A 23,664-nucleotide genomic window follows, 5' to 3' on the forward strand; every position below is an offset into this window, starting at 1 on the left:
CTTTCTTGTTTAGTTAGTTTTTTGATTTATGTAAATATCACTCTGCCAGCTCGGCTTTCATTGCTTGATTACCACTGGCGGGTTTTAAAGCTCTAACACAGAATCGGCGAATCTCTACCGCTACCCGCCCCTGTTCATTCAGCAAAAGAATATTGAATTTTTTAATATCGCTGTTCCCGGAAACGGAGTCTTCCTCGACATGAACATAGGTTTTTAAGGCAAGCGGATGGAATAAATGAATTTCTTCAATGGCAAAAGGCAGATAAGGCGTGGAAGGGTCAATGCCGGAAATCAGGCCCGAAACGGTCTGGAATGCCCCATCCAATAAGCAGGGATGCAAGATGTACTGACTAAACTCTTGCTTTAGCTGCTCTGCAACCACTAACAACGATAAGGCATAATCTTTATTGGTATATAGCGTATCCAGAGTTTGGAAACAGGTTCCATAATCAAACCCAGCCTGTTTGAAATTGGGATAATAATCGCCACCGGAAATTTGACGATCACAATTATTGATTAACGTTGTCAGATCCACTTGAGCTTTGGTGGCCGTATGGGGTGCAAAACTTAACGCACCCTCAGCATGCAGCACTTTGTCAAAGGTGTCATCAAACGAGTGAACAACATACTCAACTTGGTCACCAATTTTCTTCAGGCTTACCTGCACGTCTTTTTCAGCGGTGTGATTAAACAACACGGGTTGCATCCACACCACGTTGTCTATACGCGTGACTTTATTCCGCCCCGCAATAGTGCCCGCCACACAAGCCAGTTCCAGGAATGCAGCACCGGGCAACATTTTCTGGCCGTTAATTTGGTGATCTCGTGCGTAATAAGCATCCGCAGATAAACAAGAGGTAAAGCAAATCTCATTCAACGTCGAAGAGTTATAACTAATCAGCGGATGAAGCTTGTTGACAGATTCAACCTGAGTTACAGGTTTACGCTCAGTTGGTGTTGCTGTTGTTACCCAATGTCGTTCTTTAGCAAAGGGATAGCTTGGCAAAGAAATGCGGCAAGGATGATGATCACCATAAAGTTTTAACCAATCTATTTTTATTCCGCCAACCCATGCCTGAGCTAGAGTGTGTAAATCATTTGTTGTAAAGGCTGAATCAATAGCGCCTTCTGTAATACTTTCACCTGCTGTTCGAATAATTTTTTCAGATTGGTGTTCTTCTATGAATGCGCCCAACAACTGCTTAAGCTCGTCGTTGTCTTTGGCTAGCAAAACGATTCTCTCTTGCATGGTCTCTCGACCTGTTTGCAACGTATAGGCAATATTGGCGATATCTGCATGAGGAGCATTTTCCAGAAAATCATGTAACCGTCGAACCACGTCCAGCAAACGTTCGTCATTTCTCGCTGAAAGCGGAACTGCGTAGAGATCAGCTCGATATTCAGACACAGACGGTAGGTTATATTCTTCAAGTAACACACAGGCATTCACACCGCCGGAACCGAAAGCATTGATCATCGCTCGACGAGGTTCATCATGATCTGTTGTCCACGGTGTTGCTTTATTCACTAAGAAGAACGGCGACTTAGCAAAGTCGATATTCGGATTGACTTCATCCACGTTAATGCTTGGCACATAATGCTGGTGTGTAAACTGCTGGATTATTTTGGCTATACCAGCCGTTCCCGCCGCCGCTTCCGGATGACCGATATTGGCTTTTACCGAACCAATTGGACAAAATTGTTTTTTGTCGGTGTATTTACCAAAGGCATTACTTAACGCCGCCACTTCCAAACTATCGCCAAGCTGTGTACCTGTGCCGTGCCCTTCTATATAGCCGATGGTTTCCGGATGCACATTTGCTTTTTGAAGTACCGCATCAATTAAACTTGCTTGAGAATTAGGATTCGGCGCGGAATAACCGTTGGATTTTCCGCTGTGTGCATAAGCAGAACCTTTAATGACCGCGCAGATCGGGTCGTTATCTTTGATTGCCGCGGAAAGGGGCTTTAATATCAGCGCACCCACGCCTTCGGAAGGCACAAATCCATCCTGACCCGCACCATAACTGTAGGTTTTGCCATCTTGAGAGAGCATACCTTTTTGGCAGAACGACTGATATTTATTCGGATGCAAATACAAATTCACACCACCGGCCACCGCAATTTGGCAATCGCCATTGCGAATACTCTGAATGGCCAGGTCAATAGCAACCAATGCCGAAGAACAGGCGGTATCTACCGGAATACTTGGTCCTTGAAAATCAAAGAAATAGGAAATACGGTTCGCAATCGACCAGGGCAATGAGGCCGGGTTTACCGTATTGCCATAGGCTTTTTCTTCAACACCCAACAGATTGTATGAATTGGTGGTGACACCGACAAACACACCAACATTGGCACTTTTCCCTTTAGGGTGTTTTTGCTTGAGTTGTTCTCGGGTATAGCCCGCATCTTCAAAAGCCGACCAAACCGATTGCAGGAACAAACGCTCTTGCGGATCAATGACTTTGGCATCGCGGGCAGAGATATTAAAGAAGCCCGCGTCGAATTTATCGTGGTCCTCTAGAAATCCACCCCACTTACAATATATTTTACCGTTAGCAGCCTCAGCCGGATCGCGGTGATAAAACGCATCGCTATCCCAACGACCAGAAGGCACAACGTCAATTAAATCTTTTCCAGCCAATAAGTTCTGCCAATATTCCTGCATGGAACCGGATTGAGGATATATGCCGTGCTGACCAATAATGGCGATATCATCATCTTCATTCATCAAGCCGCGGCAGTCGGTTTCGGTAAATGTCTCATCGACCACCGTGTCGGTGTCATTATTATCTACCTGTTGTTCGACACCAAGACGAGTTGCCAAATCATCACCGTGATGAATAACAAGGAAGGACACCAATTCATCCAACGTTTCATATTCATAAAAAATAGTTTTCGGTAAATCGGCGATATCATTTTCCAGAGCAGCATTGATGCGACTGATAATAACTGAATCAAATCCAAGTGATTCAAAACGTTCATTACTGTCAATACGCTCAACAGGAAGCTTGATTTCTTTGCTGATTAAGGTCTTCAGGTACTGAGCGGTTTTAGCTTTTAATTCAACAGGCGCAACATGTTTCGATACCGTGTTCGCTGGGCGATTTTGAATCGATGTACTGCCTTCAAAATATTGTTGTATTTTTGATGGCAAACCATACAGAGGAATACCCTGTGTCGCATTGGAAGACAGTAATATTTCCAATGACGGGATACCCTCATTCGCTGTCATTGGTTGCATGCCAGTTTGTTGCTGCATGATGTCCAAATCGGCGCTGGACAGCGACATACCGCCGTCTTGCCAATAGGGCCAATTAATGGAAAGGCTTTGACCAGAACGTTTACCGGCACGGCATTGAAGATCGCGCTGTTCAATAAACGAATCCAGATAGTGGTTGGCATAAGCGTAATCGCTTTGCCCAAGGTTACCCATATAACCGGCAACGGATGAAAAGCAAATAAAGATATCCAGCGCTTCGGTTGCGGTGGCTGAATCCAAATTGACCACACCGTCTATTTTGGGTAGCAGTACCGAGGCAATCTCTTCATTCGTTTTATTTAAAATAAAGGAATCTCTGTTCACACCAGCGCTGTGAATCACACCATTGATGGAACCAAATTTTTCCTTGGCTAATACAACCAGTTTTTCAACGTCTGCTTGCAGGGCAACGTCTGCCTGTTGATACAGCACTTTGCCACCCAGAGCTTCAAGACTGGATAATTTATCGTGGGCAATATCCTCAGCCTTAGATCGACCAAATAGCACCAAACGAGCATGAAAAGATTGTGCAAGGTACTGTGCAAAGCGGTAACCCAAACCACCCAAGCCACCCGAAATCAGATACACACCGCCCTGTTTTATCGGCAAATAACCCGCTTTACGCTCATTCAAGCGAGTAAGTTTTTTCACATAACGCGATTCAGGCGTAAGGTAACGTACTTCCTGATACTGCCATGTAGCTTCTTGCAACTCATCAATTACTAAGTTCACAAGTACATCAGAAGCTATATCACCGGCAATAATTTCAACCAATTTCCCGGTGTATTTCGGGTTTTCCATTTGCACGGTTTTAACAACACTGGCAAAAGATGCAAATTGAGGGTCGGAATGACCGTCTTGGGCAAGGCTCACCGTCAAGAGTTTTACCCTATCCGCGTTTTTACAACCCAACAACCCTTTGCACAACCGAATAAACGATTGGAATTCAGTAAGCGCATTTTTTCCTTTCGCAGGGAAATAAACCAACGCTATCGGTTTGTCGATATAGGATTGAATACGCTCAACTGTTCGATCAATATCAGCGTTATTTAATACAGTTTCATTACCGAGACAACTCAATGATTGGCGTCCAGCCGTTGACGTTAATTCATCAACAAACGGTGCCTCGGCATTGAGTGTAATAATATTGCTCGCATTAAATGTGGCGTCATCTCTACTGGTTATCGCACTAGGTTGCCATTCCGTTGTGTAAATCACACGTGCATGTTGTTCACTGCTTTGGGTTACAGCACGCTTTAAAGGTTGCAATACTTTTCGACTGTTATTGATTGCAGCAGCAGGTATTCGGCTTTGTTCAACCGGGCTAATCCAATAACGCTCCTTAGCAAAGGGATAAGTTGGCAAGGAAATACGTTTAGCCGGAACAGATCGCTTTAATTGCGGCCATTGGATATCCACGCCCGCCACCCAGAGCTTAGCCACTTTGTCTAACTCGTTGTTTTCCATAACCACGTTGATAAACGCTTTACCAGCTTCACCTTGAATCAGGTTCAATGCATTCGCGCCGGATTTTTCATCCATTGTGCCGCTATACACACCAGACTCCACCTGCCCGTTTAACCAGGAGCTTAATTTGCTCGCCAGCTCGTCAACACTATTAGCAATCACAGCTAACCGCTCTTTTAACGGTGTTCTTCCAACCTGAGAGGTGTAAGCAATATCGCTAAAAGTTGCAGAATGCTCGGTACGTAAATAGTCAACAATATTTTTGACATAGGCATTTAAACTAAACGCATCTCGCGCGGAAAGAACAAACGCCTCCGTCACACCACTTCCTGCCGCTGCAGTTTGCGGTGCAATATATTCCTCAATAATAACGTGCGCATTAGCACCACCAGCACCAAACGAACTGACACCGACTCGACGCGGGTTTCCATTTTTGGCATGCCAGTCGGCTAATTCTGTTTGCACATAGAAAGGCGAATTTTCAAAATCAATATTGGGGTTGAGTGTTTTGGCATGTAACGAAGGGACGAGCTGATTGTGTTTTAACTGAAGCAGCACTTTCGTAACAGCCGCCATTCCCGCCGCCGATTCCAAATGCCCAATATTCGACTTCACCGAGCCAATAGGAATAATCTGTTTTTTATCAGCGGATTCTCCCAAGGCTTTTTTCAAACCGGTAATTTCAATCGGGTCACCCAAGGATGTACCGGTGCCGTGAGTTTCGATATAACTCAATGTGTCGGCTTGAATATTGGCTTTAGTTAACGCATCGGCAATGACATTACCTTGTGCATTAGGGTTTGGCACCGTATAGCCATTGGTTTTTCCGCCGTGGTTAATGGCCGTTGCTTTAATGGTGCCGTAAATGTGGTCTCCATCTGCAATGGCTTTATCCAGGGATTTCAACAGTAAGGCACCAACACCTTCACCAGGAACATAGCCATCCCCGCCTTCACCAAAACTTCGGCAACGGCCATCACTCGCCAAAAAATTACCCTGGCTTAAATTGACGTATTTTTGCGGGTGAACGGCCAGGTTAACACCACCGGCTACAGCAACCTGAATATCCTGATTTCGAATAGCGTCACAGGCTAAATGCAGCGCGGTTAACGACGATGAACACATGGTATCCAGCGCAATACTTGGGCCATCAAAATCAAAATAGTATGAAATGCGGTTGGCTATGGAAGCATAAGAAGAGCTTGGTACACTGCTGTCGCGGTTTAATAACGCATCGGAACCATAAAGTTCGTACTGCCCCCACATAACGCCGACATAGACACCCACTTTATGTTGACTGATGGCATCTTTGCTGTAGCCCGCGTCTTCAATGGCATGCCACACTGTTTCTAAAAATAATCGTTCTTGCGGATCAATAAGCTCCGCTTCTTTGGGCGAAATACTAAAAAATAGTGGATCGAATTTATCAATATCAGTAAGGAAACCACCCCATTTACTGTAGGTTTTGCCTTCCTGATTACGGTTTTCATCAAAGAATCGCGCGTGATCCCAACGCCCCTCAGGAATTTCGCTAATACAGTCCTTGCCTTCCACCAAATTCTGCCAAAACTCTTCAATGGTATTTGCTTGTGGGTAACGACCACTGACACCAATAATGGCAACATCTTGCTGTTGTTGTTTATTGGGAGAGGAAAAACGATTTCTGCCTGGACGTGTGCGATGGCTTGTCACCGGTAAACTAGATGGTTGCGCTGATGCTGTCGCGACAATCGGGGTATCTGTATTACCGATTTTGGAACGAACGATATCGGGGTACAAACTCACTAAATATGCCGCCAACTCCGAAATCGTTTGGTATTCAAAAAACAGCGTTTTTGACAATGAACCAAATACAGTTTCGAGGTCATTGGTTAATCGCATAGCGATGACCGAATCCATACCATATTTGTCTAGCGCCTGTTTGGAGTCAACTTCATCGGCAGACAGTTTTAATGTGGCAGAGAATAATTGTTTGAGATAATTTTCAGATTTCTCTACCGTGTTGTCGCTCAGCGTCAGCTCTGCAATCGGCGCAACCTTGATTGGTGCTGGGGTAGTAATAATGCCATGCAATGTTTGTTGCAATTTCTCCAGTTCGCCTTCCATGACGATACTCTGTGAATGTGCCAGTTGCAGGCTTCGATGGAAAGCACGCAAACCATTCTGGCTTTGCATCGGCACAACACCCGCTACTCTTTTCAGTACATCTAAACCAGCATCATCTATTTCCATACCACCGGATTGCCATATCGGCCAATTAATGGATAGCGTTTTACCTGAACGTTGCCCTGCATCTACCTGCGAATTTCTCATGTGCGCAAATTGGTCCATAAAACCATTTGCTGACGCATAATCCGCTTGCCCCGGATTACCTAATACCGAGGACACGGAAGAGAACAGCACAAAGAAATCGAGATCGCACTGTTGACTCGCCTGGTCAAGGTGTTGAGTACAAGTAACTTTTGGCTCAAGTACCTGCATAAATTCGGCACGGTTCTTTTTAAGGATAAAGTTATCCGCGATCATGCCGGCACTGTGAATAATGCCGTTTACCTGCCCGAATTGCTCAAGCGTGTGATTGAAAAAGTGACACACCGCATCATAATCAGATAGATCAAGGGATTGATAACTGACCCGCTCAGGGTTAGTCGCAAGCAGTTCAATTTGACTTTTCTTTTCTTCCGACAATTCGGATCGACCGGTAACAATAACCTGAGCATCCGTGGTTTGGTTAAGAATATCTCGGGTAAACTCCATACCCAGAGAACCCAAACCGCCGGTAATAATATACACACCCTGCTCACGGTAAGCGTTGTATTCAGCCTCGTCGATAAAGGCTTGTTCACACCACCGTTGAACCAAACGAATACCATGTTGATATTTCACTACGGAATCTGTAACGGCTTGACTGTTTTCATTGATCAACGCCGTCAGTGCAGAATCAGTAGTACCGGGGTCCAATAGTAAAAACTGACCGGTAATTTTCGGGTTTTCCATAGCGGCGGTTTTTAACAGCCCCGATATACCCAACATGTCTGGTCGTTCACTTACAATTTGAACCAATGTTTCTGGTAGATTTTTATTCGCAAGTAAGGTTTTAATTTGTTCGAAAATCTGTACAGCGGTTTCGGAGTAACTTAAACCAGTAAAAACATAAACATTTTCCGCATCACCCAAGCCACGAGTTAACATTTCGCTTAACGTTTTCGCATTGGTTTCCGTCTGCCCAATATACATAACACATCGTGTTTGCTTGTTTTGGGTCGCAGAATGAGAAATTGGGCTTGCTTGCCATTCTGGCGTTGCAAAAAGTATTTCGTGGTATGTGGTTGCGCTTTCAACGACAGACGAATCTAACTGACGTGATGTCAGGCCGCGCATCTCGACACAGAGGTTGCCATCGCGATCCAATAGATCAATATCCAGTTTAACAATATCGCTATTGGCACCGGCATTTTGGGCATAGCTAACGGAAACAAACATGTTCGCCGAACAAGGAGAAAGGACGCGAACCTTGTCCAAGGCAAATGGCAACATCGGTTTGCTATTGAGTTGTTTTAAATCACCTAACAAACCCAGTGACGCATGAACAGCACTATCCAGAACACTTGGATGAAGGCTAAAGTCTTCCGCGTTAGATGACACAGACGCGGGAAGTTTTAATTCCGCAATAACCTGCTGATCGTTACGGTAAAGCTTGTGAACCCCTTGAAAACCTTTGCCATAATAAATGCCCATACCTTCATAGGCGCGATAAAGATCTTCCGTAGATACTTCGGTAAAGGTATTCGATGTTAATAGCGTGTGTATATCGATGTGACGCGTTGAAACATCCTTTGATAAGGTTATCCAACCCTGACTGTGAAGTACTTCGTTGTTATTTTCATCGCTGAAAACATCAAACGCGATTTGATCGTCGCCTTCGACAAATAACTCCGTGGTAATCTGTTTGTTCCCGTCGACAACAATCGGTGCCTGCCAAACAACATTATGTATTTCAATCGCAGAGTAATCGATTGCACTTGCAGCCTGTTCAACTGCCGCTCTGGCAATTTCAAGATACGCCACACCGGGAAGAATTTTATGCGTACCGTTGTTGTTTGGTAATGCGACCTGATGATCAGCAAGGAAAAATTCTGTTCCCGAAAATTGTGATTGATAAGTTAAACGTGTTAAATCCGATGTGTTTTTATGTAATAGCGGATGAATACCCGTCGCCAGCGAGTGAGCAACGCCAGGTAAATCACCAATAACACTATCAATCCAATACCGTTCTTTAGCGAACGGATACACGGGTAATCGCGCACGCTTGGGCGTAACCGCATAAAATTGGCCCCATTCCAGCGGTAAGCCTTTTACCCAATACGCCAGCAGTTTGGAAAATTTGCGCTTGGCAATCCATTTCTCCAACGCTTCGCGCATTTCCTCATCATTCACCAACGCAATGATTTCGTCTTCATCGGCCGCCACCCGTCCGTAAAAACAATTTTCTATATTGCTAACACCGGTCAAATACCCTTCCAGCTTTTCTACCAGATTGGCAACAGAATCAATGCTGAACGCTAAACGTTCATCCATTTCTTCTCTGCCGAGTTGTAAGGTATAAGCCAAGGAAAGCAAATCCAGGTTTTCCCCTTGAGCTTGTATATAACTCAACAATTCTTTTGCTTTACTGTGGAGCTGTTGTTCGGTTCGGGCAGAAAGCACAATCGCCAACGCTTCCCCGGCATTAAATAACGGTTGAGTGTTGGTAGCCTCCGGCTCGTCGACATATTCTTCAATAATAAGGTGGGCGTTTGAGCCGCCGGCACCAAATGACGATATACCCGCAATTCTGGGAATGTGCTTGCCGTCAATTTCCGGTTGCTTCCAGGTGGTTAATTGCTGATTTACCACAAAAGGTGTGGTGCTGAAATCGATATGCGGATTCAATACCTGTGAATGCAACGACGGAACAATTTGCTTGTTCTCCATCTGTAGCAACACTTTGGTCAACCCCGCAATACCCGCAGCGGATTCGCAATGTCCAATATTGGATTTTGCGGATCCGACTAAGCAGTAGCCCGTTTCTTTGTCTACTTGTTCGGCACTCGCTTTAGCGTAAAACGCTTTGGTCAGTGCGCTGATTTCGATCGGGTCACCGAGTTTCGTGCCCGTACCGTGAGCTTCAATATAACTAATGTGGCGTGGGTCTACCTTCGCAGCATTGAGTGCTCGGGTAATAACACTGGATTGCGCCTGCGGATTCGGCACACTGTAGCCATTGGTTTTGCCACCGTGATTTATTGCACTGCCTTTTATCAGGCCATAAATATGGTGACCATCTTTCTTTGCTTGAGAAAGGGTTTTTAAAATAACAACACCGACACCTTCCCCGGGAATATAACCATCACCACCTTCACCAAAACTCTGGCAATGACCATCACTGGAAATAAATTGACCAGAGCTCAACATAAAATATTTGCTTGGATGAATACTTACGTTTACACCACCGGCAATGGCGCAATCGGTTCGACCGTGTTTTAAATCTTCACAGGCAATATGTATGGCAGTAAGTGACGAAGAACACATGGTGTCCAAAGTCATACTCGGCCCATGTAAGTTCAACAGGTAAGATACGCGATTTGCCACACTGGCGTAACTACCACCGACACCGATATTTTTACCTTTTGCAATGGCTTCCGCACCAAACAACTGGTACTCGCTGTACATCACACCAGCATAAACACCAACCTGGCCAGCTAAATCATTTTTATGGGGAATGCGTAAGTTTTCACGTGTCAGGCCAGCGTCTTCAATAGCCATCCATACATGCTGTAAAAATAATCGTTCTTGCGGGTCAACTAACTCAGCCTCCCGTGGAGACATATTGAAAAAACGGGGATCAAATTCATCCACACCTTCAATAAAGCCGCCCCAGCGACTGTAATGACGACCGTCTTCATGACGATTGTCACTGTAGAATTCTTTCCAGTCCCAGCGTGATGCCGGCACTTCAGTGATACAGTCTTTCCCTTCCTTCAGGTTTTGCCAATACTGTTCGATAGTGGGTGATTCAGGGTAACGCCCACTTAACCCAACGATCGCAATTGGCTCATCGTGGTAATACCCACCTTTTCCAGATACGTTCCTTTCGGAAACAGCTTTCTGCGTAAAACGCGCTTTATTTTTGCGTGTTTTGCGAATATCCACTGCGGACAGCTTGTGATCAACCTGAGTTGGTTTAACCTTCGCCACCGGTTTAGATTCGGATTGCTCCACTGGTGCTTTGGCAGAAAAACGTGTACGCAATAACTGAATATGCTGCTCAAGAAAATATTCGGTTAAATCCGCAATGGTTTGATATTCAAAAAATAATGTTTTGGGTAGCGAACCAAAGGTTTTTTCTAATTGGCTGGTAACGTTCATCGCCAAAATGGAATCAATTCCGTATTTTTCTAACGGAGCCTTGACTTGAATTTTCCCTTCAGGAATTTTCAGGACTGTGGAAAACTCCGCGCGCAAAAAGTCTTCCGTTTTTTGCTTAATATCCTGCTTAGATAAATTCGTCGTATCAGCCGAAGTTACGGGTTTTTCTACGGGAATTACTTCACTGTCCGGCGCAGTTTCCTCATCTGCTTCTGCACAAATCGTGGCAACTAATTTTTCGCTATCGCCCTGCATAGCAAGAAACTGGGGAGCTGGCTGTTGCAGCGCAGTGTAAAACGCGCGAATGCCGTTAGCCTGATCCATAGGTTGCATTCCAGTCATATTTTCTATGACGTTTTGCACCTCCGCATCAACATTCATTCCACCCCACTGCCACAAAGGCCAGTTTATAGAAACAGTTTTACCCTGCCGTTGCCCCTGCTCAACAAGAACGTTTCGATATTGCGCGAATTGGTCTAAAAATCCGTTAGCGCAGGCGTAATCAGCCTGCCCTTGATTGCCAAACCAACCGGAAACTGACGAGAACATCACGAAAAAGTCCAGCGCCAGATCCTTACACGCTTCATCCAAATGAATTGTGCCTGAAACTTTAGGTGAAAGAACTTGACCAAATTCCACTGAGTTTTTCTTGAGAATAAACTCGTCTTTTAACATGCCTGCGGAATGAATTACGCCATGAATATTGCCATGCTGCTTTAGCAGTTTATCGAATACCGATTTGGTTTCGTCACCGTTTTCGATGTTCAGCTGCTGATATTGGTAAGTAGAACTATCGGAGAAATGTGCTTCAAGTAAAGCGCGTTTTTCTGCGGACAACACGGACCTGCCCGTAAGGATGACCTTGGCATCCGGTACTTGATCAAAGATTTCTTTCGCAAACAACAACCCTAAACCACCCAAACCACCGGTAATGACATAAACGCCTTGCGATTTAAACGGTATTGACGGTTCATTAGTTGGGTTGGGCAAAATATCCCAACAGCGCGTACTGCGCGCGCCGGATTGGTAACGTACCAGACTATTATCGGATGCCTGTTCTTTATCTAAAATGCTGATAATTTCCTGCGCAGAAGAACAGGAATCAAACTGAATTATTTGATGCGAAAATTGCGGATTTTCTATAGCAGCCGTTTTGAGTAGCGCATTCAACCCCTGTAACACACCCTGCTCATCGGATATGACCAACTGAAGCAATACTTTATTTTTCGGTTTGCTTTTTAAAAGCGTTTTAATTTTTTCAAAAACGGTGAGAGCTGCGTTTTCATATTGTTGCAACGAAACGATTTCACCCGAAGGCGATAAATTGGTGAACGACGTAAAACAACCTTCTTTTTCAATCGTATCAACCAGTTGGCTGGGAAAACCGGCCAAGACTAAGTGTTTCTGCTCAACTGAGCCTTTCTGTTTACTAATTAATTCTGCCTCTCGCCAACCTGGGCTGGCAAACACCATGTTAGTTGCGTGTTTTTTTGCAGTTGTTGGCACATGAATTTCGCTGCCGGTAGAGCGAGAACTAAAACCAATCAGTTGAACGCAGAGCTGACCATGTTGATCGTATAGGTCGATATCCAATTTGGTGATGCTATCACCGGGTTTGCTGCCATTGGAATAGCGGGTCCAGACATACATTTCCTCAGTACACGGCGATAACACTTTTACAGCATTCAGCGCAAATGGCAAAGACGGATGCTCAGGCAGTTTTTTAATATCGTCCAGTAAGCCAATTGGCGTTTGTACTGCTGAATCCAATAACGCGGGATGTAACACGTAATCTTGCAACGTCGTAATTACGGAACGATCGAGCTTTAGCCTCGCCAGAACTTCATTGTTCCCTTTAAATATTTCTTGTACACCTTTGTGCGAATCGCCATAGCGAATACCCAATGTGTCATAGGCCTGATATATGTCATCGAAAGAAAAACGCCCGGATTGCATTTTCCCCTGTAAATCCGCCAGGTTTACAGTATTCGTTTGCGTCTTTTCAGATAAAACAACTTGCCCCTGAGAATGAACAATTTCTATTTCTTCGCCGTTTTCTCCGTCCAAAGCAGTGAATATTTCATAATCGACTACGAACTCATCCACTTCATCATTAATAAAAAGTGCAATCTGTACGGTTTGTTTCGCATCCACCACGACGGGTTGCGCCCAGACAACGTTACGTATTTCTATGGTCGAGTCTACGCCTTCATCAGCGAGTGCCTGCTGAATCGCTGCTCTAACCATTTCCAGATAGGCAACGCCAGGTAATACTTTCTTTCCATGAATTTGGTGATCGTTAAGAAAGAATTCATTTCCATTGAACAATGTCGCGTAGCTTTGTTGTGTAAGATCTGATGTATTGGTATGCAGCAAAGGATGAATAATGGATTCTTTACTGACACCATCTGCATTCAAATAGAATTGCTTTATCAGCGAGAGCGCATTCTTTTTGGATAGTCTCTTACTTTTCAATTCAGAAACGACATATTCTGCAAAATCGATCATTATGCTGTTCTCTAGTTTAAAACGCTTAGAAAATAGAATTTCGTAAACACCATCATCCCTGTTTCAGAGAAGGTGGTATTTCATTAAGAAGGTTTATAGGGCTTGTTTAATAAGACCGACGGCGGCTTCCAACTCTGTATCATCCTCAATCAAGTCAAACGCAGCCTCCAGTGCAGCGTAACTATCAGAGGAACTCGATTCACTTCCTGTCACTTTTTCCTGATGACCGAAATCGGTTTTGGTATTTGCCCAATAGCGTTCATTGGCAAAAGGATAAGTTGGTAACGCAATACGTTTTGGTAATGTGTGTTGATACAAGTCTTTCCAGTTGATCTCAAAACCGGTTACCCAGAGTTGGGCAAGCTTGCTGAGTTTATTATTGGCGACCCACTTATTCACAGCTTCGCGCATATCATCATCGTCGCTAATAATGCTCACACCTTGAGAAGTATGATGCACACTACCAACAAATGCGTCTACGAGATTGACCATACCATCAACGTAAGAGGTTAGCTTTTGTTTTAAGTCCGATACCGAATCAACCACCAGACACAGTCGCTCGTCCATAGATTCCCTGCCAACCTGTAACGTGTAGGCAATTTCGGCTAAGTTTAACGGCACACCCTGTTTTTCGTTGGTTGTAATAAACGCAATTAAATCTTTGGCTTTTTGAATCAATTGCTCTTCCGCTTTCGCAGACAATGGAATAATTGCTCGACCAAGCGAATCTGACGCAACAGCGTTCGCCTGCTTGCAATATTCCTCAATCACCACATGCACATTGGTACCGCTTCGACCAAAGGCACTCACTGCCCCCAAATGCGGTTTGGTGCCGTCTTTTTCCCACGACTTGGTTTTCTTATTAATGTACAGGTTACTGTCTTTCCAGTTGAAATAATCGTTTTCAACATCGCAGTGAATAGTCGCAGGAATTTGATGATGTTCAATACTTTTCAACAAACTAATTAAGCTTACCAACCCAGAGACTGCCATGGTGTGCCCAAGGTTACTCTTATTACTTGTAATGGCGCAGCCTAGAGGCGACTTTTTACCCGTTGAGTTTAAGCGCTTGAACACATCATTAAGTGCATTGATCTCAATAGGGTCGCCCAGTTTTGTTCCTGTACCATGAGCAACAATATGAGAAATATCGTGGATATCAATGTGATTTCGGGTATAAACATCTTCGATCAATTTGGCTTGCATATTGCCATTCGGTGCCGTTACGCCATTGGTTTTACCGTCAAAATTGATACCACTGGCTTTTATCACACCATAAATATGGTCACCGTCCTCTTCGGCTTTGGAAAGTGGTTTGATCATCACTACCGCAACCGATTCACCAATACCAATACCATTGGCGTTATTCGCAAAACTAAAGCATTCTCCATCTTGAGAGATCATTCCCGCTTCGCTCATTTTTGCCCAAGCCTTCGGAGCCAAACTGAGTGATACACCAGCAACAAGTGCCGATTCACAATCCCCATGCTTCAATGCTGTTGCCGCTTGATGCAAGGCGACAAGACCGGAAGAACAAGCCGTATTGATCGCAATTGTTGGACCGTGCAAATCGAGAAAATAGGAAAGACGGGATGAGATCATCGCACCGCCGGCGGTTGTCACGCCCTGATCTTCTGTAATAAGACCATATTGACTTTCCTCCATACCAACGAATACTCCGACATTGCTTCCCCGTAATGTCGCAGGAGAAATTCGAGCATCTTCAATTGCACGGTAGGCCTCCATCAAAATTAACCGCTCGGAGGGGTCCATTTCCTCAGCTTCGACAGGAGAGATTTCAAAAAACAACGGATCGAACTGATCAACACCATGAATAAATCCACCTTTGTTGGTGCTTATGGTGTTTTTAATATCACCTGGGCTATAGAAATAGTCTCGCCAGTTCCAGCGATCTGAAGGAATTTGCGTGATGCCGCTACGTTCTTCGGCAAGTAATTGCCATAGCTCATTCACATTTTTTGCATTAGGAAAACGTCCGGAGATCCCCACAATGGCGACACTATCGTGCTCCGAATTCCCCATGAATTTCGTTTTTGCGGTGGATACAAAGCGTTTTTTCAGTAGTTCTCTCGGTGCTTTAACGCTTGGTAGAGCGACCGGGCGCACGATAGGTTTAACAGATTTAACCGCATTTGGCTGACAATAGAAATCAAGCATATGCGAATGGTGTTCATTAACGAAATATTCGGCCAGTTGCTGAATAGTCGCATAATTAAAGAACAACGCAGGCGTAATGTTCAAACTGAAATACGTCGATAAATATCGCGCAAAAGAAGCCAGGCTAATTGAATCAAAACCGTAATCCGCTAGATTGGTTTTGTCGTTCAACTGGTGTTTGGCAATACTTAAATTGTCAGCAACAAGGTCTTTCAGTTCCAGACTAAGAATGGCGTTCAGCGAAAGATCCTGATACTGACTCTTCCACCCTTTTGCATAATAAGCGGGTTTGTCCGCTGACGTTTCCTGTAACTCTGATGCGATATTTTCCATTACGGAAACGGACTTTTCCTCAACCGGATTTTTCTTTTCCGGGTGGTAGGTTCGATTTAAGAACTGATTAATCCTGCTGGGTTTACCAATCATAACCAGAGACTGGGTAAGATCCGAAGTCATAATGTCATGACAGGCCTGCACCCCATCTTGCTCTTGTAACGCCTCCTGACCACTGGATTTTAAATAGAAATCAGTTTGTTCTGAACCACTTAATCCCATGCCATTTTCTTGATTGGCAGCCTTGGCCCAGAGCGGCCAATTAATCACGTAAGACTTGCCAGCGTATTCAGCGTTTAATTGTCTGTACTGGGCATATGCCATTAGGAATCGGTTGGCAATGGCGTAGTCACAGGAACCAAAATCACCCAACATGGCCGAGGAGGATGAAAAGTAACAGATGAAGTCCAGGTTACTTGCTGCTTTACCCGGTTTATTGAGTTCCAGAACTTCGTCCAACAATAAGCTGCCATCGATTTTGGGCTTGAGCACCTGCTTTATTTCAGCATGATCTTTTTCATCAAATGGCTTGGCGGATTCAATACCCGCCGCATGAAATATACCGGACAAGTTAAAGGATAACGCATCAAATTGAGTTTTGAGTGATTGTTTATTGGATACATCAGAACATATGTATATCGCTTCAGACGCCCCCATATCTTTCAACTCAGTCAGTTTTGCCTGGACTGATTCCGATAATCGACTACGACCTAATAGCACCACCTTCGCATTAAATGTTTCAGCAAGATAACTGGCAAATTTAAATCCAATTGCACCACAGCCACCGGTAATTAAATATCCACCGCCCTGTTTGATACCGGAATTAGCTGATTCTTCTTTTAGTTCGGTTTCCTGAATAGAAAGAACAAAACGTTGACTGCCTTGATACCAAACAGCGCCATCACTGTTTATTCCGTCTAATGCGGCGACAGGTGTTAATGCACTATCGGCTAGATATACGATGGAAATTTCCACCTCAGGCAACAGCATTTTTAATGAGCGTTGAAAGCCAATCCAGGAATAATCCCAGCAACTGGTTAGATTTACCGGATTATATTCACCGACCAGCACAACTTTATTAATTGTTACCTGTGAGGATTTAATTACCTTAAACAAATCGAATATTGATAAAACCCCCTGCTCAGCTTTACTTTTACTCCAGGCGTATATGATCGTATCCGGTGTATTTTCCAGAATCGCCTTAGCTATGATTTCATTTGTAATTGACTCTGGCTGATCAATAAAAACAAAATCTTTTGTGGATGTTTCATGAGTTAGCGATTTATCTTCTTTATTGCCAAACACTAATGTTTTGTTAGGTGTTCGGATGGAAATATCATTCGTCGACTCAGGCTTCCAATATTCTTTAAAGAACAGTTTTTGCGACGCTTCAACGCCCGGAATTTGTCCGGCTGCCTCGATGACGGATTCTGTCCGTACAGAGACATCCACCACGCCTAATCCCACTAATTGAGCAACGACGACACCGCGTGCATCGTAGATATCCACATCAAAAACATCATCGCTGTTGGTTTTTCGCAACCAGATGTTGACAGTCTTGCAGCTGATCGACTGATAATAATGCAATGATCTTAAAGAAGACGACGTATAACTTCGACCATTTATCACCGAAGCAGCTTGCAAAACGGCTTCCAATATCGCGGGGTGTAAACAATAGTCGGCTTTTTCGTAACCCTCTACCAACACCTCAATTAAGGCTTCTTGTTTACCAATATTCAAACACCCAAAGGCTCGGTAAAACTCACCGTAAATCAACTCACCATTGGCAAGTTCGGTCTTAAGCTGATTATGATCATACGTATTCGATTGCATACGCTGGCGCAAGTCAGCGAGATCACGTGACTTCTCCATCGGAATTACATTTAACCGGGCTTGCCCCTGGCAAAGTACATGCTCGATATCATCACAGCAAATATCAAACTCAACATAATTCTCAGTATTCGATGGATAGATTGAGGTAATCAAAGTAAGTTGATCGTGAACAGTTTTTAACTCACCCCAGAGAATATTTTCCAGCGTAATTGCGTCAGCATCTACACCTGTCGCATCGGTTAACGCGGCAAGTAATAATTCAAGCTGTGCAATTGCGGGTAATCCAACGCCAGCATTCTTTACCTGATAGCCTCGAATGGCCGGCTCGCTACCATTGAAAACCGAAGTATAGGCTTGCTGTTGAAGATTCGATGTATTTCGGTGTACCAGCGGATGTAAATAACGTTCAGCACTCACCGATATCGTCCGCGGTTTGGCTTCTCTCCCTGTGATTGCGTCATCGAAAGATGGGTCCACGTCGATCCAGTAACGTTCTTTGGCAAAGGGATACAATGGTGCCTCGATACGTTGTGGGGCTACACCACCATATAACCTGCTCCAATCAAACAGGATACCTGTAGCCCAAAGCTTGGCTAACTTGGCGTAGTTTTCCGATTCAATGCATTTGCTCAGAATACTTTCTTTAATATCGTCATCCTGAGTGATGATGCTAATGCCTTCTTTATTTTTTCTCACCTGCCCACGATATACCTGGCCAGGATTTTCTCCCTCAATAACCTTGGCGAGCAATTCTTGTAATTGATCCAGGTTTTTCGCTACCAGACATAAACGCTCTTCCATAGGTTCTCTACCCACCTGCAAGGTGTACGCCAGAGAATCAATGGCTAATGACGATTTTTGCTGTTCGATAAAATCCTTTAGATCCACACATTTTTGCAGAAGTCGCTCTTCGGTTTTGGCAGACAGCGGAAAGATAAACTCCGGCAACAGCTTACTTTGAGATCGGAATACACGTGCTTGCGTATCAGGAACATATTCACCGATAACCAGATGCGCGTTGGTACCGCTGAAACCAAAAGAACTCACCGCGGCTTTACGCTGAGCCTTCCCTTGCACATCCCAGGGACTTAGCTCGGTATTGACATAAAACGGAGAGCCTTTCAGGTTGATATGTTCATTTAACTTATCAAAGTTAATGGTTGGAGGAAGCTGCTTGTGTTTAAGTGCCATCGCTACTTTAATCACACCCGAAACACCCGCAGCCAATAAGCAATGACCAATGTTGGATTTCACCGAACCAATCGCACAGTAAGCTTGTTTTTCGGTGAATGCTTTAAACGCATTTTTTAAACCGATAATTTCGATTGGGTCGCCAAGTTTTGTCCCGGTACCATGCGCCTCAATTAACTGAATCGATTCCGGGTCAATATTAAACTTACGATAGACTTCTTTCTCAAGTGCAGCCTGAGATTCTGCGTTAGGCGCAGTAATACCATTGGTTTTACCATCCTGATTGGTTCCCCAGCCTTCGATTTGCGCATAAATAATGTCGTTATCACGAATGGCATCATCCAGGCGTTTTAGCATAACCACACCAACACCTTCACCCGGTACAAAACCATTTGCACGCTGATCAAAGGTATAACATCTCCCATCCGCAGAGAGCATTCCCGCCTGAGACGTTGTAATGTGCATATCTGGCCCGGAACTGACGTAGGCACCACCGGCTAAAGCCATATCAGAGGTACCGGACAACAAACTATCACATGCATTGGCAATGGCGACCAGCGAGGAAGAACACGCTGTATCGATAGCAATACTCGGGCCTTGTAAATTCAAGATGTAGGAAATACGACCGGCAAGAATCGATGCTGCGCACCCGGTAAAACCGTGCGCACTTAATTCCATCTTGCGGGACAAGTTATTGTAATCACCGATGGCGCTACCAACAAACACACCGCACTTACTGCCCGAAAGGGATTTTGGATTGTAGCCAGCATTTTCTATTGTGTGCCAACAGGACTGTAAAAACAGCCGTTGCTGTGGGTCCATCGACCGCGCTTCAGCAGGAGAGATGTCAAAGAACCGGGGGTCGAACAAATCATATTCATCCAATAAGCCAGCATATTTACAGTTTGATTTTCCTTCCTGTGGTTGGCCTGGTTGGTAATGTTTATCCAGATCCCAACGGTGCTTTGGAATTTCACTGATACAGTTTTTACCGTCGATAATATTTTGCCAGTATTCCTGTAAATTATTCGCTTTAGGAAATTGCCCCGCCATACCAATTATTGCGATAGGCTGATTTACATAATGACTCTTTGCAACGCTTTCACTCCCCTTTTTGTCTTTTGTCGTCTTTCTCAGGGAAACAAGTTCTTTTTTCGGCGTAAGAGTATTTGTAGTCTGAGATACAGGGCGATTATCTGTCCGAGGCAGTTTAGCTGATTTGATCGCTCTGCTCGGCGTTGGCTTAGGCAAATCGGCAACAAATGAAACCGTTTCTTGCTGAATAAATGCACTTAACTTATTTAGCGTTGGATAGCTGTATACCATCGCTGCTTCAATGGAAGTTGCGAATTTATCATTGATTTTTCTTACCCAGGTGACACCGGTAATAGAATCCAAACCTAAGTCTATAAACTGAGCATCTTCATTGATTTCGCTTTCGTCTAAATGCAGCTCTTGGGAAAGTAAGGACTTTAATGTTTCAGAAATATCCGTTGCACTGTATTGGGGTACCGGATATTCCCCTTTTTGAATATCCTGAGAGATATTTTTTTGCTCAACTGTTTCCTTTAAAGGTGCCGCATATGAACCCACTTCCGAAAAAACAAATTCACTCAATTTTCTCAAGGTCGGATAGCTGTACACCATGGCCGCTTCAATAGCAGTGTTGAACCTGTCGTTGATTTTTCTTACCCAGGTTACGCCGGTAATTGAGTCGAGACCAAGATCCACAAACTGCGTATCCTCATCAATTTCACTCATATCCAAATGCAGTTCTTCTGCCAACAACTGACATAAGGAGTCTGCAATATCCGCCTGGGAGATTTGAGTATTTACATCTTCGGACTCGAGCGTTTCCAGAGCAGAATCAACATGCTGCCGAGTATTTACCTCAGTGTCAGCAACATAAGTTTCATCTGTAACGACATCATCTTTTTTCATCACCAGGTTACTGGCGGCCTGCTCTTTTACAAACTGACTGAGTTTGGTTAACGTTGGGTAGCTATAAATCATGGCCGCTTCAATCGCGGTTCCATAATGGTCATTGATTTTTCTAACCCAGGTTACACCGGTAATGGAATCCAAACCAAGGTCAACAAACTGAATATCCTCTTCAATTTCATCAAACTCAAGATGTAATTCTTGCGCCAGCAGGGATTTAAGTTGCGCTGAAATTTCAACATGCGAGTATTCTTGTTGAACAGAATTTACAATCACGCTGTCCACTATTTCAGGCTGTAAACCTTCGTTTTGATTAGGTTCCGTCGACAAAGAGTTTTCAGCAACATCATTAAATGTTGTTTGTATTTGTTGTAATGTTTCTTGCTGCCCCACAAACGTTTTTTCATGCATCGCCAATTCACATTGATAATTTTCTTCTAAGCTGGAATTAATGGGACTATTCCATTGCTGCTTTAATGCAACCAGTAAACTTCTCGGCTGCCTGGCAAGCACTTTGGCTATTTCCAGAGCGCGATGAACGACCTCTGCACGCGGTAATACCTGTAAGCGCAAGCCTCGATCCAAAAATTCCTGACCGGATGATTCGTGTGCGGTTAGCAACGATTCTTTTGCCAGATCATAGCCAAATTTTAGAGGCGTAATTAAATTCGCTCCCGCGCCAGGCGTGAAACCATATTGCATATACGGACTGAAGAATTTGCTTTCCGAACTTAAAATGGTGATATCCGCGAATAACCCAAGAGCAAGACCAGCCCCCACACCGTGACCCTGCATCGCGGCAATAACCGGAATCGAACACGCCCAGGTGGATTGAAATACTTTATTGTCGGTAAATTGTGTTTGCCCATCCTGAATAGCCAACAACGCTGCTTTGGTGCCACCAGAAGCAAAATATTTGTCGTAACCGGTCAGCACCACAACCTTGTATTGTGGGTTGGCTTCAATATGTTGGAACACTTCGCTCATGCCATCGGTAAATGCCTCCGAGAACATGTTTTTGGCTTCGCGATCTTCCATGCGCACTTCGATAATGCCCTGCGGATGGGCTTTGGCTTTAATCACTTGGGTATTTAATGCGATGTCGGTAACTTCGGTTACCTGTCCATCACTGGGTGCTTCTGCACCCGCCTGCCAGTTCGGTAAGTTTGATATCAGTGTGGTTAAGCAAGTTACACGGTGTTGTTTCCAGGCTTGGAGTTCCGCAAGCGGATACTCGGCTAAAAATGCCGCGAGTTGCTGAGCTTTTGTTGAGGCTTCCTGATCTGAATTGGCGACCAGCACACTGGGGCAACGTTGTTGCAGTTCGGCACCGGTTACTACACCACCGCTTAATACCAGTTCCCGTCCTACCACTTGACCATAGTGATACGTTAATAGTGCCGAGGTCGGTTGAGCCAGTTGCGGGTCGTGTAATACCCCTGCCAGGCTGTAGCTACCCTGCTGTTGATAGATCACGCTGTCACACACCTGACTCATCAACCACGCTTTGCCCTGGCTGTCTGAATTTAGTAAGCAGACAACCGGACGCTCGATACTTTGTATCCATTGTTGCAATGCCAATACTTGGCTGGCTTGAATTTTTTCGTTGTCTTCGCTGAAAAATTCTGCGTAGTCACTTTGCAGGATCACCACTTTGTAGTGTGGTGCTTTATTGATTTGACGAGCTAATTTGGTGAGATCGGCCAGTAAGGTTTTTACCGCGTAACTGCGTTTGGCTTGCTGGATATGTACCGTGAGCACATGCTCTTGTTCGGTGTGTAATGCGATGTTTTTGCTGGGGGAACTCAGCTTCACTTTTTTTGCGGGTGTGGGTTCTGCAATCGCATCAACCGGGTTCAGTTGTTGCGTTAAGGCGAATTGTTGACGACCCAGGTGTTGTTTTAATAAACGTAAGGCGGTTTGTGGTTTTTTGGCCAGGTTTTCTGCCAATTTGTGTGCGTGGGTGTGCACCTGTTTTTTGTCGACGATGGCGCAGGTCCAGGATTTTGCTTTTAATTCTGCTCCGCGCATCAAGGGTGTTTGAAATAGTAAATCTGTCGCCTGTTGGTAACCAAAGCGATGTTCAAACATCTGCTGTTCGGCTGGACTGGGGAAGAGTTCGTCCACACTGTAGCCGTAGTCTGAATCCTGGTTGAGCACCATAAAATCACACAGTGACGCCACCAACCAACCCGCACCGGTTGCATGGCCTTCCACCGCCGCAATCACCGGATAGGGAAATTCACTGAGGGTAGCCAGGAGCTTGCTTGTTATCGCTTGGTTAACATGGTTTCGGTCGCCGCGAAGAAACGTCTGCTCGCCACCTTGCAAAATCAACACTTTCAGATCGGCATGGCTTTGCACCAACGCCAATTGATTCAACAGCGTTTGCTGGATCGCTTCAGACAAAACTGGCTGATCCGCTACGGCGTCAATCTGAAGCGAGTAGATACCATTGCCGTGATCCTGACATAGAACGGTGCCCGTGGTCTTCGATTGTGAATCTGTGGAAGTCATGTGTTCATTGTTCCCGTAATGAT

The 23,664-nt window shown here is 44.6% G+C and carries 2 protein-coding genes; both read right to left on the bottom strand.

Going from position 1 to position 23,664, the window contains the following annotated elements:
- Positions 1 to 37 precede the first annotated feature (37 nt).
- Complete coding sequence (locus P5V12_RS10285; protein WP_316957266.1) at positions 38 to 13,648, bottom strand: SDR family NAD(P)-dependent oxidoreductase; 13,611 nt, start codon at positions 13,646 to 13,648, stop codon at positions 38 to 40.
- A 93-nt stretch (positions 13,649 to 13,741) separates the two neighbouring features.
- Positions 13,742 to 23,641 (bottom strand): SDR family NAD(P)-dependent oxidoreductase, encoded by a 9,900-nt coding sequence (locus P5V12_RS10290; RefSeq protein ID WP_316957267.1) that lies wholly within the window; start codon positions 23,639 to 23,641, stop codon positions 13,742 to 13,744.
- Positions 23,642 to 23,664 lie beyond the last annotated feature (23 nt).

Source organism: Teredinibacter sp. KSP-S5-2, assembly GCF_032773895.1.
GTDB lineage: Bacteria > Pseudomonadota > Gammaproteobacteria > Pseudomonadales > Cellvibrionaceae.